This window comes from Roseivirga echinicomitans, assembly GCF_001592935.1.
GTDB lineage: Bacteria > Bacteroidota > Bacteroidia > Cytophagales > Cyclobacteriaceae > Roseivirga > Roseivirga echinicomitans.
Window position 1 is genome coordinate 1 of record NZ_LRDB01000010.1, and the last position, 11,956, is coordinate 11,956.

At 40.3% G+C, this 11,956-nt stretch carries 13 protein-coding genes; 6 read left to right on the plus strand and 7 right to left on the minus strand.

What is annotated here, in order from left to right; all coding sequences use genetic code 11:
- The first annotated feature begins 122 nt into the window (after positions 1-122).
- Complete coding sequence (gene thiL / locus AWN68_RS08605) at positions 123-1,172, plus strand: thiamine-phosphate kinase (protein WP_068414106.1); 1,050 nt, start codon at positions 123-125, stop codon at positions 1,170-1,172.
- Here the strand turns inward: thiL and AWN68_RS08610 are convergent.
- Complete coding sequence (locus AWN68_RS08610) at positions 1,146-1,898, minus strand: J domain-containing protein (protein ID WP_068414107.1); 753 nt, start codon at positions 1,896-1,898, stop codon at positions 1,146-1,148. The two genes, thiL and AWN68_RS08610, sit on opposite strands and share 27 nt — an antisense overlap.
- Before the next feature lie 132 nt (positions 1,899-2,030).
- Here AWN68_RS08610 and AWN68_RS08615 point away from each other — a divergent pair, with 132 nt between their 5' ends.
- The gene (locus AWN68_RS08615) at positions 2,031-2,882 is read left to right on the plus strand and encodes an aminotransferase class IV (protein WP_068414108.1); all 852 of its coding nucleotides are present in this window, start codon (positions 2,031-2,033) and stop codon (positions 2,880-2,882) included.
- Here AWN68_RS08615 and AWN68_RS08620 read toward each other — a convergent pair.
- From AWN68_RS08620 to AWN68_RS08640, 5 genes are all read right to left on the minus strand, one after another.
- Positions 2,857-3,150, minus strand: coding sequence for a hypothetical protein (locus AWN68_RS08620; RefSeq protein WP_068414111.1), 294 nt, complete (start codon positions 3,148-3,150; stop codon positions 2,857-2,859). The genes AWN68_RS08615 and AWN68_RS08620 overlap by 26 nt on opposite strands.
- A 55-nt stretch (positions 3,151-3,205) precedes the next feature.
- Positions 3,206-3,568 carry a hypothetical protein gene (locus AWN68_RS08625; RefSeq protein ID WP_068414115.1) on the minus strand — a complete coding sequence of 121 codons (363 nt, stop codon included), beginning with the start codon at positions 3,566-3,568 and terminating at the stop codon, positions 3,206-3,208.
- Positions 3,569-3,593: 25 nt separating this feature from the next.
- On the minus strand, positions 3,594-4,319 hold the full coding sequence (locus tag AWN68_RS08630) for an RluA family pseudouridine synthase (protein ID WP_068414118.1): 726 nt from the start codon (positions 4,317-4,319) through the stop codon (positions 3,594-3,596).
- Positions 4,319-5,899, minus strand: a complete 1,581-nt coding sequence (locus tag AWN68_RS08635) for a peptide chain release factor 3 (protein WP_068414119.1) — start codon at positions 5,897-5,899, stop codon at positions 4,319-4,321. Before AWN68_RS08635 ends, AWN68_RS08630 begins: the two co-directional genes overlap by 1 nt.
- Before the next feature lie 76 nt (positions 5,900-5,975).
- Positions 5,976-6,875, minus strand: coding sequence for a lysophospholipid acyltransferase family protein (locus AWN68_RS08640; protein ID WP_068414122.1), 900 nt, complete (start codon positions 6,873-6,875; stop codon positions 5,976-5,978).
- Between the two features lie 245 nt (positions 6,876-7,120).
- On the opposite strand from AWN68_RS08640, the gene dnaK reads away from it, so the two are divergent.
- The 4 genes from dnaK to AWN68_RS08660 are packed head-to-tail and all read left to right on the plus strand — an operon-like array spanning position 7,121 to position 11,501.
- On the plus strand, positions 7,121-9,037 hold the full coding sequence (gene dnaK, locus AWN68_RS08645; RefSeq protein ID WP_068414123.1) for a molecular chaperone DnaK: 1,917 nt from the start codon (positions 7,121-7,123) through the stop codon (positions 9,035-9,037).
- A gap of 17 nt (positions 9,038-9,054) precedes the next feature.
- A complete protein-coding gene (locus AWN68_RS08650; protein ID WP_068414125.1) occupies positions 9,055-10,371 on the plus strand; it encodes a hypothetical protein in 1,317 nt (438 codons plus the stop codon).
- Positions 10,372-10,402: 31 nt separating this feature from the next.
- A complete protein-coding gene (locus AWN68_RS08655) occupies positions 10,403-10,954 on the plus strand; it encodes a TetR/AcrR family transcriptional regulator (protein WP_068414128.1) in 552 nt (183 codons plus the stop codon).
- Positions 10,955-10,997: 43 nt separating this feature from the next.
- Complete coding sequence (locus tag AWN68_RS08660) at positions 10,998-11,501, plus strand: acyl-CoA thioesterase (protein ID WP_068414131.1); 504 nt, start codon at positions 10,998-11,000, stop codon at positions 11,499-11,501.
- Positions 11,502-11,650: 149 nt separating this feature from the next.
- On the opposite strand, the gene AWN68_RS08665 is transcribed toward AWN68_RS08660, so the two are convergent.
- The coding region (locus AWN68_RS08665; protein ID WP_157716139.1) for a hypothetical protein at positions 11,651-11,956 on the minus strand (306 nt) is incomplete at its 5' end.

Here is an 11,956-nt window from a genome sequence, read left to right on the forward strand (position 1 = left end):
ATTTGTGAAACCCTTTCCTCAATCAAAAGTTTCCCTAATTGACTATTGACTATTGACTATTGACTATTGACTATTGACTATTGACTAAAATAGTATCTTTGCGACCGAAACGAGGAAAAGCCATGTCAGAAAATAGAACAGAATTATCTCAACTAGGTGAATTCGGATTGATCAACCGATTGGCCCAAGGAATTAGCACCCAAAATCACAGTACAGTGATGGGCATTGGAGACGATGCCGCGGTAATCAATGCTGGTGATCAGTATGGTTTATTGGCAGCCGATATGTTGGTGGAAGGTGTACATTTTGATTTGTCTTATGTGCCATTGCAACACTTGGGCTACAAAGCCATTTCAGTAAACGTTTCTGACATTGCTGCCATGAACGGAAACCCAGAGCAGGTAACCGTTTCTTTGGGTTTGAGTAATCGTTTTTCGGTAGAAGCCATTGAAGCACTTTACGAAGGAATGAAAGCGGCCGCCAAGGCTTTTCATGTCGATATTGTGGGCGGTGATACTACTACTTCTAAAAGTGGATTGATCATTTCTATTTCTGTTTTTGGGAAGGTGGAGAAAGAAAAAGTTACTTACCGAAAAGGGGCGAAAGTTGGCGATATTCTTTGCGCTACTGGCGATTTAGGAGGTGCCTTTATGGGACTTCAAGTAATGGAGCGTGAAAAGCAAGCTTTCATGGCCAACCCAGACATGCAGCCACAGTTAGAAAATTACGAGTACATCGTTCAGCGCCAGCTAAAACCTATTGCCAGAATGGACATTATTCATGAATTGGCTGAGTTTGGAGTAGTACCTACTTCCATGATCGACATTTCGGATGGACTGGCTTCAGAGTGTTTGCATTTGAGCACTAATTCAGGTGTAGGCATTCAGATTTATGAAGACAAAATTCCAATTGACCGACAGACTTATGAAACGGCAGTGGAGTTTAACCTCGATCCAATTACTTGTGCTTTGAATGGAGGAGAAGATTATGAACTCCTTTTCACCATTAAGCAAGAAGACTACGACAAGATCGAAAAGCACGAAGACATCCATTTTATTGGTCACACACAAGAGTTGACCAAGGGCAATTCGTTAGTGACAAAGAACAATAATTTGGTAGCACTTAAGGCCCAAGGCTGGGATCATTTAAATGATCAAAAGGAAGACAATTAGAATAAAACTGAAGAAGCAGCCGACAATGGCGGCATTGAATTTTCGTTCGGGCTTGGTAGTGGGGGCAACCCCAAAAATTCCCGCTAGCAGCACGAGTCCTGCAATGAAAAATAGAATCATGGGCGTGTCTCGGGTGAATTGAAACTTAGGTTCTGATGCTCTTTTGTATTTGAGAAAGCCATATATGTAGCTTTTTTTCATTTCAAGAACTTCCCCCACATAGATGGAGTTGCCGTAAGCGACAGTTTTAAAATTACCTGCTGTAGTGACTATATTCATAAAATAACGACCGCCATCTCGACCACTGTAATCACTTACTTCAGCGTATTCTACTTCTACACTACCCAAATCACGCTGAACCAAGAAATCGAAAAAGAAGGTTAAACCAAAAACGAGTGCTAGCGCACATAGGCGAGCGCTTTGTTTGGCGTACAGTGTAAAATTGGTAGGTACGGGTTGCGGTTCGGCTTGGTAATATTGCCTTGGGGCGGGCGTTTCAAAATCTTCGAAATTGATAATTACCGTCCCGCTGTCATAATGCACTCGGGCTTCTGCATCGCCCAAAACTTCATAGGCTTCTTTCACTTCTTGAAAAACAGCATTGGCTTCAGAAGAAGGGTTTACATCGGGGTGGAGCTCAAGCGCTTTTTGCCGAAATGCCTTTTTGATTTCCTGCTGATCAGCATCTTCAGTAACTCCCAATATTTGATAGTAGTCTTTAGCCATTTCAGCAAATCGAGCAAATTTTCTTTAATCTATAATTTTTCGAGCTAACGGCTGATACCTCATTAGATTTTCTGCAATGTAGTTTGGATGTCTTTTAAAAAATTGGGCATATTTACAGCATAATTCTCTGCTATGGAACCCATTCAATTCTTCAACGGTAATTTTGTTTCAAAGGAGTTGATTACCTTTTCTATTGATGATGTAGGTGTATTACGCGGTTTCGGAATTTTCGATTATTTCAAAGTGTATAATGGAGTGCCTGCTTTTATGGAAGCGCATTTAAACCGCTTTGAAAACTCTGCCCATTTGCTGGGAATGGAAATTCCTTTTTCACGCAATGAAATTGAATCCGCAATCGGCAAACTCATTGAACACAATGGATTTCCCCTTTCGGGCATCAAAGTGTTAATGACGGGTGGCGCTTCGCTCGATGGTTTTTCTGCAGGAACACCCAATTTGATTATTACTAATACAGCGGTTTCAGAAACGAACCCATCTTTTTATACCGAAGGAGTGAGTGTAATGACGCATCAGTTTAGCCGCGAAATGCCAGAAGTGAAAAGTACCAATTATGCTACCGCAGTTCGGTTAGAGCCTCTCTGGAAACAGCGTGGCCACATAGATGCACTTTACCATGATGGCGAATATATCAGTGAGGTTTCGCGCAGCAATGTGTTTTTGTTGGAAGGGAACAAACTCATTACAAATGAGGAAGGCGTTCTACCTGGAATTACCCGAATGAATGTGGTTAATATGGCTCCTCATCTTGGTTTTGAAGTTGAAGTAAGGCCAATTGCTTTGGCGGAGGTATTGGCAGCAGAAGAACTTTTTATGACAAGCACGAATAAAAGGGTAATGCCTGTCGTAAAAATTGATGCTCAGGAAATTGCTAGCGGAACGGTAGGGGCTAAAACGAAAATACTGATGGAAGGCTATGCCAAGCTAATGGCAGAAGAAACTAAGCAACCGTCATTTCAAAACTGATTACATCTAAGAGCACATCCATGATTTGGGCTGGTAATTGTTTTTCCACTTCCTTATAGCGGTAATTGATGACGTGGCCATCTTCTAGCTGAAAGGCGATTCTCCCAGTTTGATGATTGCTTTCGAAAATCAGAATTTCCAAAACGGTATTGTCGATCCCATTACTGTAAGTGTTGTTGATTTTCCACGTTAAATCGGCCCTCATGTCTGAGAGTTTGGTCAGCAGACCGCGCACCATGTTTCTTGTCTCTTCGGCAATTTCCCCCATACATCAATTTAATGGAATATATTGAAAGGAGAACGAAGAATATGAAGATTGGTTATCAGTCTTCTGGATATGGGATAAAAAGGAAGTTGGTGAACTTCTCATCTACAACAAAGAGGCAGCAAAATTCGTCAGGATCTTTGTACGCTTTTTTAAAGGCCTCTTCATCTTCTACCAATTTACGCTGTACAAACTCATCTAAGTAGGTGATAGAGTAGTTCCAATCAGTGTCCATCTCGCTCTTACCAATCAGCAAGTTGCCAATTGATATTTCTGTTTTAGAAATAGGGAAGATGGGGAATTCAGAGAAGCCCCTTTTCTTTACTTGGTAAGCCGCTTCTTTCAATGTATCGGCCACCAGCACAAAATCCTTGGTAATAGTGCCCAAGTATTTGCCGCTTAATTCTGGATCGTTCTGCATGTTTTAAAATTGGCTGTGATGTTACTTAGTAAATTTTATCTACGTTTTTGTCTTTGATTTTGATCTTCTCCAAGGTTAGGAATTGCTCCCAAAACTGGTCGTTTGGCAAACCCGCACGAATGATCAGTTGCTCTTTTTTTATAGGATGCTCAAAGTAAAGTCCTTTGGCATGTAGGTTAATGCTTTTGTCTGGATTTGGTTTAGAAAACCCATAACGCAAATCGCCACGGATTGGGCAGCCCAACTCCGATAACTGCACCCTGATTTGGTGTGGACGGCCTGTAATTGGCTTCACTTCAATCAGGTAATGATCGTTCAACTTACCTAAAACCTTAAAGTCAAGTTCTGCTTTTTGCGATCCTTCCTCTTGGTAATCATAGGCCGTAGTAATGTTTTTGCTCGGGTCTTTTTTGAGCCAGCTGATCAACTTGCCTTCTGGCTGTCTCGGCTTTCTCTTCACCACAGCCCAATACGTTTTCTGTATTTTTCTGGTAGCGAAAAGCTTGTTCATTCTTTCAAGCGCTTTTGATGTTCTAGCAAAAACCACAATCCCACTTACGGGCCTGTCGATTCTGTGCACCACGCCTAAAAATACGGCTCCTGGCTTATTGTACTTTTCTTTCAGGTAGTCTTTGCAATAGTCTACCAAAGGTTTGTCGCCAGTATTATCACCTTGAACCAGTATTCCAGCAGGTTTATTAACAATCAGCAGGTGATTGTCTTCATATATAGGTTGAACTATTCTTTCCATTAGAATTCGCTAGTAAAGTGAAAATCAATTTCAGGGAAATTATCCTGAACCATTTGTAGCCAAGCCCTTGATTCGGCCATGAACACCAGCTTGCCATCTTTGTCTCTGGCAATATGGCGTTGTTTAGAGTCAATAAATGCCTCCAGTTTTTTAGGGTCTTTTGCCGAGAACCAGCAAGCCTTATGTACTTGAATCGGTACAAAGTCGGCCGAAGCTCCGTATTCGTTTTTCAATCGGTATTGGATCACCTCAAACTGAAGCTGTCCTACTACACCGACTGCTTTTCTCGCCCCTAATTCGTAACTGAACAACTGTGCAACACCTTCATCCATAAGTTGGTTCAAGCCCTTTTCAAGCTGCTTGGTTTTCATGGCATCGCGGTTAATTACTTCCCTGAAAATCTCTGGAGAGAAGCTAGGAATACCTTTATAAGTACCTGTTTCACCTTCAGAAAGCGTGTCCCCAATCTTGAAGTTGCCAGTATCGTACAAACCGATAATATCACCTGGCCAAGCTTCGTCAATGGTTTCTTTGTCCTGTGCCATAAAGGCGGTGGCTTGCGAAATTCTGAATTTTTTATGCTGACGGGTGTGGTAATAAGTGCTTCCTCTTTCAAATTTACCTGAGCATATTCTCAAGAAAGCAATACGGTTTCTGTGTTTAGGGTCCATGTTGGCATGTACCTTAAATATGAAACCAGTAAATTTTTCTTCTGTCGGCTCAACCAGTCTTTCGTCTGTACTTCTGGCCAATGGTTTGGGTGAAATTTTAAGGAAAGTGTCCAAAAGTTCCTTCACTCCAAAGTTGTTCACCGCGGAGCCAAAAAATACTGGAGCGATTTCTCCATTCAAATAGGCGTCCACATCTAAGTCGCCATATAAATCTTGAAGCAGCTCAACATCTTCGCGAAGCTGATTGGCATCTTTTTCACCAATAAATTTCTCTAAATCTGGACTGTTAATGTCCGATAGTTTTACGGTTTCCTCGTATAGTCTTTGCTTACTAGGTTGGAAAAGTCTTAAGCTTTTGTCGTAAAGGCTGTACACTCCTTTAAATGTTTTTCCGATGCCGATAGGCCAACTGAGCGGATGAACATTGATGTTCAAACGACCTTCAATTTCTTCTAGTAAATCATAAGGGTCTTTGCCCTCTCTGTCCATTTTGTTGATGAAAGAGATTACGGGTGTGTTGCGCATGCGGCAAACTTCCATGAGCTTTTCTGTCTGGATTTCCACGCCTTTCACACAGTCTACCACCATTACCACTGAGTCAACTGCGGTAAGGGTTCGGTAAGTATCTTCGGCAAAATCTTGGTGACCAGGAGTATCGAGTAGGTTCACCTTCATGCCTTCATATTCAAAAGCCATTACGGAAGTAGCCACAGAGATACCTCTCTGCTTTTCGATCTCCATCCAGTCGGAGCGAGCATGCATGTTGATCTTGCTCGATTTTACCGCTCCAGCCTTCTGAATTGCCCCACCAAAAAGAAGTAACTTCTCAGTCAAAGTAGTCTTTCCCGCATCGGGGTGACTAATAATTCCGAAAGTTCTTCGTTTCGCTATCTCCTCCTTTAAACCCATACTCTTTTGAATTGAGGTGCAAAGATAAAAGAAAAAGTGCGAGGCACATTGTCTTTTAGAATGTTAGGTTTTGTGTTTACGCATTGGCCGCTAAGGCTTGCTCTTCTAATCTCTCTTCTTTGGTCTTTTTCCTTTTCCAGCGTTTGTGCGTCCAAAGCCAGTATTGTGGGGCTTCAAGGATTTGCCGCTCTAATCTTCTAACATGGGATTCTGTGATTTCTCCATGTAAACAGAGTGTTGGTTCAGCAAATAATACTTCAAAAGTAAATTCGTAATAGCCTCTCTTTACTTTTTTGATTCCACCAAAAACAACAGGCGAATTCTTCTCCTTGGCAAATTTTTCTACCCCAAACATGACAGCTGTTTCCTGATTTAAAAAGTGCGTCCAGTACACTTTTTTAGCAATACTGGGCGATTGGTCAGCACCAAAAATGGTAGCGGTTAAGGCTGTAGTGTTAGCGAAAAATGCCTTTACATCTGGTCTTGAAATCATCTTAAGACCAAATTTGCTCCGTGAAGCAAGTATTTTTTCATTCAGAAACTTATTCTTTAATGCATGGTAAATGGCTACACTTTGATGTTCAATATAGGCGTCAATGCCGACAGCCAACATTTCCCAGTTATTATAATGACCACCCACAATTAAGATGCTTCGGTTAGTATCAATGAAGGGCTGCAAAACCTCTGGGTTAGTAACTACAAACCGAGCTTTGGCCTCTTCTTCTGAAATGCTGAATATTTTGAGGCTTTCTACTAGTAGATCCGTGAAATGACGATAGAATTGCTGGCGTATTTCGATCAACTCTTTTTCAGAATGGTTGGGAAAGGAGTTTCTTAAATTGGCAGACACCACACTGATTCTATAGCGACCAATTTTATAGGCAACTATATAGAGAAAGTCGGAAAGGATGTAAAGCATCCATAAAGGCAAAAGCGAAAGGGGCTTTATAATAAGGTAGTAAAAAACTGGAGCCATAAATTAAGCTTGAAAACAAAAGTATGTAATCAAGTTGACAATTGTGAATGACGAGCATTGAGGTTCGACCTTGGCTATTTTGTCCATTAATTTTTGTTGACTGCCTAATTTGAGGCAATTAACTGGATTTTTAGTGCCCTGTTCTGTCAATGTGTCACCAAATGTCAGGCAAATTCCTTTGGCACAACCATTGATAAATACGGAGTGAGTTTAAATAGCAACAGAAAAGAAATCATTTATACATCATGGGAAAAATTATTGGAATTGACTTAGGAACTACCAACTCGTGCGTTGCCGTAATGGAAGGTAATGAGCCTGTGGTAATCCCTAATAGCGAAGGAAGAAGAACAACCCCGTCTATTGTGGCATTTTTGGACAATGGAAACGGAGAGCGTAAAGTGGGTGATCCTGCCAAAAGACAGGCGATCACTAACCCAACAAATACCGTAAGCTCAATTAAGAGATTTATGGCTAAGAAATTCTCTAATGTTTCGGAAGAACTAAGAGGTATTTCATACAAAGTAGAAAAAGGAAACAATGACACCGTAAGAGTAAAGATCGGTGAAAGAATGTATACTCCTCAAGAGCTTTCAGCAATGATTCTTCAGAAAATGAAGTCTACTGCGGAAGATTACTTAGGAACCGAAGTAACAGAAGCAGTAATTACTGTACCTGCCTACTTTAACGATGCTGAGCGTCAGGCTACGAAAGAAGCTGGACAAATTGCTGGTTTAGAAGTAAAGAGAATTATCAACGAGCCAACGGCAGCAGCTTTGGCTTATGGACTTGATAAAAAGGATAAAGAGCAAAAAATCGCTGTATACGATTTAGGTGGAGGTACATTCGATATCTCAATCCTAGAATTGGGTGATGGCGTATTCGAAGTAAAATCTACTAACGGTGACGTTCACCTAGGTGGAGATGACTTTGACCAAGTAATCATCGACTGGTTGGCAGATGAGTTCAACAAGGACGAAGGAATTGATTTGAGAAAAGATCCAATGGCACTTCAGAGATTGAAGGAAGCTGCGGAGAAAGCAAAAATCGAATTGTCTTCTTCTAACTCTACTGAAATCAACTTGCCCTACATTATGCCAGTTGATGGTGTGCCAAAGCACTTGGTAAGAACGCTTTCAAGAGCAAAATTCGAGTCTTTAGCAGATAATTTGGTGAAGAGATCAATGGAGCCAGTGAAAAAGGCTTTATCTGACGCAGGTTATAGCACTGGCGATATCGATGAAGTAATCTTGGTGGGTGGTTCTACAAGAATTCCTAAAATCCAGGAAGTAGTAGAAGCATTCTTTGGTAAAAAACCTTCGAAAGGTGTAAACCCTGATGAGGTGGTTGCGATTGGAGCAGCAATTCAAGGTGGTGTGTTAACTGGTGAAGTAAAAGATGTATTGTTACTTGATGTAACGCCTCTTTCACTAGGTATCGAAACCATGGGTGGTGTGTTCACTAAATTAATCGAGTCGAACACGACTATTCCAGCCAAGAAATCGGAGACTTTCTCTACTGCCGCTGACAATCAGCCTTCTGTAGAAATTCACGTTTTGCAAGGCGAAAGAGCGATGGCGAAGGATAACAGAACCATCGGTAGGTTCCACTTGAGTGATATTCCACCAGCACGAAGAGGTGTTCCTCAAATCGAAGTAACTTTCGATATCGATGCGAATGGTATCATGAGTGTGTCGGCTAAGGATAAGGGCACAGGAAAAGAGCAGAAAATTAAAATTGAGGCTTCTTCTGGATTAACAGATGAGGAAATCAATAAAATGAAGCAAGAAGCGGAAGCAAATGCTGAGTCTGACAAAAAGGAAAAAGAGAAAGTTGAAAAGTTAAACACAGCTGACTCATTGATTTTCCAAACCGAAAAGCAATTGGAGGAATATGGCGATAAGCTTTCAGAAGGTAATAAAAAGCCTATCGAAGAAGCCCTTGCTAGTTTGAAAACTGCTCACGGAAGTCAAGACATTGAAGGTATTGATGCCTCAATGGAAACCTTGAACAAGGCTTGGGAAGCTGCTTCGCAAGAGATGTACGCTGCGAGCCAAGGAGCTGATGCTGCTGGCGCAGAAGGAGCTGCAGATGCTAACGCTGGTGCAGAAGACGATTCAAAATCAGGTGATGTATCTGATGTAGAGTACGAAGAAGTTAAGTAGTACTCGATTTAATATAAATGAGAAGCCAACTGTTGAAAAACGGTTGGCTTTTTTTGTTAATTTGTTGCATGCATATAGCTGGTTTTAATGTTCCAATAAACTTATTGGGTGTTGAGAGTTTGAATTTCTTCAACTATGATGATATTACTTCCCATGATGTGATTTTTTGGGATACCCAAGATTCAATGAGTAGTATTCGTAATCGAATAAAAGCACCTTCGTCAGTACTTGAGGCGATCCCAGAATACTTGAAATTTAGAGAAGAGCAATTTCAAAGTTTTTTCAGAAGAAAAGGATTGCTGATAGTACCTCTGTCTGATTATTTATTGGATAATGATGAACCTTTAAAAAGATTTCTAGATAATATTGGGTTTAACTTTTTAAGGATATTGGGTGTGGAAAACTCTAATTTTAAGCTAAATAGGCTGAAAGGCACTAAGGTAAAGGCTATTAAATCTGAACCGTTTGTAGAATTGTTAAAGAATTATCCAGATTGTTTCAAATACACTCATGTTCTAAAGCATAATATTGGAGATCCTATTTTAAAAACTCTTAATGACGATTTTATAGTAGGCACGCAAATAGATGTTGGAGAGGGGGCCGTTTTGTTTATCCCTCCTTTTAATTCTCAAAATGAAATATTCAAGACACACGGAAGAGAGGCTTTATTGTCATGTATAGATCGCTTTAACAAAGAAAGATTAGCTCAAATAAATTTTGTTGAACCCTCATTACCCAGTTGGGTGAGTGAAATTCAAATTGGTAATGAATCTACTTTATCAGATAGTTTAAGTAATAAACAAACCAAATTAAATGCGCTTCATGATTCAATTAACTCCATTGAAATAGAGTTGAACAATTTGATTTTTTACAAAAGACTGATTTGTTCTGATGGTGTCAATTTAGAGAGAGCGGTTAAGAAAGCGTTGGAATTTATAGGCTTTAAGACTTTACATGTTAGTACAAATAGAGCTGACCTTCTTTTTGAGATTGGAAATGATAGAGTTGTCTTTGAGATAAAGGGTGTGAGTGGCAGTGCTGGCGAAAAACATGCAAGTCAATTAGAGAAATGGGTAAACGAGGAGCATGATGATGACTTGGGGCTACCTAAAGGTATATTATTGGTGAATACATTTAAGAACTTACCTATATCTGAGAGAACCGAACCTTCATTCCCAAATCAGATGTTGAATTTTAGTGAAAAGCGTGACCACTGTCTAATGACTGGGCATGACTTACTTCAAATGCTCTCTTTATTCATGAAAGGGGAGATGACTAAAGAGGAAATTGCTGAATTGTTAACCTCGACAGTAGGAATTTTGAAAATTAACTAGACTAATCGGTCTATTTTTATTTACTTTGAAAATGCTATCGACAAAGGACAAGCTTATTCAGGTGACGGCAGGCTTAATCCGCAGGAAAGGTTATTCCGGAACGGGTATTTCTGAAGTACTGAAAGAGGTGGGTGTACCTAAGGGGTCACTCTATCATCATTTTCCTGATGGCAAAAATGGACTCATTCGTCAGGCCATTCAATATGCAGGCGAGGCACAAATGTTTAAGTATGGCGAGGCACTCAGAGGAAAAGAAGCTTTGGAAGGTCTTTCGGCCATGGTAGACGTAATGATCAATGATTTGCTTGATTCCGACTATAAAGATGCTTGTCCGATTACAGCGGTGGCGGCTGTGGCCACTTCCATGGATGAAAATATACGCTTGGCATGCGAGCATATATTTAAAGGCTGGCAAGAAAACTTAGCCGGTTATTTAGAGCGCAGGGGAGTGTCAGACGCTAACCAAAAGGCAGAGCAGTTGTATTCGATGTTCGAAGGCGCCTTTGTCTTAAGCCAAGCACATAAGGATGTTAAATACCTGAAAAACCAGAAAATATATATTCCGATTATTCTGAATAGCTAAAAATTTTTTAACTAAAAATTAGACAGACTGGTCTATTAATGTTATGATAAAAGAATTGACTAAAGCACCCGAAAGCCAAGTATTGGTTCGTTTTCAAGATTGCGATCCTTATGGCCACCTCAACAATTCTAAGTATTTAGATTACATGTTGAATGTTCGAGAGGACCACCTCATTAATACCTATGACTTCGATGTTTTTAGAATGGCTAAGGAAGAAGGAAGGGCCTGGGTGGTAGGGCATCATGAAATGACTTATGTTAAACCTGTTTTTGTAATGGAAAAGGTGATCGTGCAATCGAGGCTGATCAGTTATACAGAAAAGTATGTACAAGCCGAAATGGTAATGTATGACCTCCATAAGACACATGTAAAGGCTGTGTTGTGGACGAAATTTTTCCACTTTGATATTAAAGCCCAAAGAGGAAAGGAGCATTCAGAAGATCATTTGACATTATTTAAAAAATTACTGGTGCCTATTGGTGACGAAAGAATTGAAAGACGAGGGCGTGCACTGACCGAAGAGTTGAAGGCAGTACGTTTTCAGTAAAAGGTACTTTGATTCTGTAATGAATTAAAGTTTGGCTAAAAAAAGAAAGCCCCGATTCGGGGCTTTCTTAACTAAAATTGACCTTAATTAAACTAAACTGACTTTGACTTTGCGAATAGTGTCTGCGGTTAGATTGCTCTAGACCAAGACTATTCTGATATTCTGTAATATTTTTGGCCTGATACCTGAGTAAGAAAATCCGCTTGATTTACCAATTCTCTTAGCTTATCATTTTCGGTAGTTAAGCCCTGAGCGACCAACTCATTCTCGGCATTAAAAACCTTTACGTAATTTGTTTGTTCGGCAGCAATTTCAGCATAAGCTCTCTCTGTAATTGTTAATCCATCGTCAGGGAAGATGCTATCGATTTCAGCTCTCAACTCAGCTTCATCGATTGAGGCTAAGCTTCTGTCAGAAACTTCGTTTGACTTTACTGCTCCTGCTTGAAACAATGT

Bases quoted from the DNA above. Each gene is read 5' to 3' on its own strand.
- thiL (WP_068414106.1), top strand. From the start codon at position 123: ATGTCAGAAAATAGAACAGAATTATCTCAACTAGGTGAATTCGGATTG.
- AWN68_RS08610 (WP_068414107.1), bottom strand. From the start codon at position 1,898: ATGGCTAAAGACTACTATCAAATATTGGGAGTTACTGAAGATGCTGAT.
- AWN68_RS08615 (WP_068414108.1), top strand. From the start codon at position 2,031: ATGGAACCCATTCAATTCTTCAACGGTAATTTTGTTTCAAAGGAGTTG.
- AWN68_RS08620 (WP_068414111.1), bottom strand. From the start codon at position 3,150: ATGGGGGAAATTGCCGAAGAGACAAGAAACATGGTGCGCGGTCTGCTG.
- AWN68_RS08625 (WP_068414115.1), bottom strand. From the start codon at position 3,568: ATGCAGAACGATCCAGAATTAAGCGGCAAATACTTGGGCACTATTACC.
- AWN68_RS08630 (WP_068414118.1), bottom strand. From the start codon at position 4,319: ATGGAAAGAATAGTTCAACCTATATATGAAGACAATCACCTGCTGATT.
- AWN68_RS08635 (WP_068414119.1), bottom strand. From the start codon at position 5,899: ATGGGTTTAAAGGAGGAGATAGCGAAACGAAGAACTTTCGGAATTATT.
- AWN68_RS08640 (WP_068414122.1), bottom strand. From the start codon at position 6,875: ATGGCTCCAGTTTTTTACTACCTTATTATAAAGCCCCTTTCGCTTTTG.
- dnaK (WP_068414123.1), top strand. From the start codon at position 7,121: ATGGGAAAAATTATTGGAATTGACTTAGGAACTACCAACTCGTGCGTT.
- AWN68_RS08650 (WP_068414125.1), top strand. From the start codon at position 9,055: ATGAGAAGCCAACTGTTGAAAAACGGTTGGCTTTTTTTGTTAATTTGT.
- AWN68_RS08655 (WP_068414128.1), top strand. From the start codon at position 10,403: ATGCTATCGACAAAGGACAAGCTTATTCAGGTGACGGCAGGCTTAATC.
- AWN68_RS08660 (WP_068414131.1), top strand. From the start codon at position 10,998: ATGATAAAAGAATTGACTAAAGCACCCGAAAGCCAAGTATTGGTTCGT.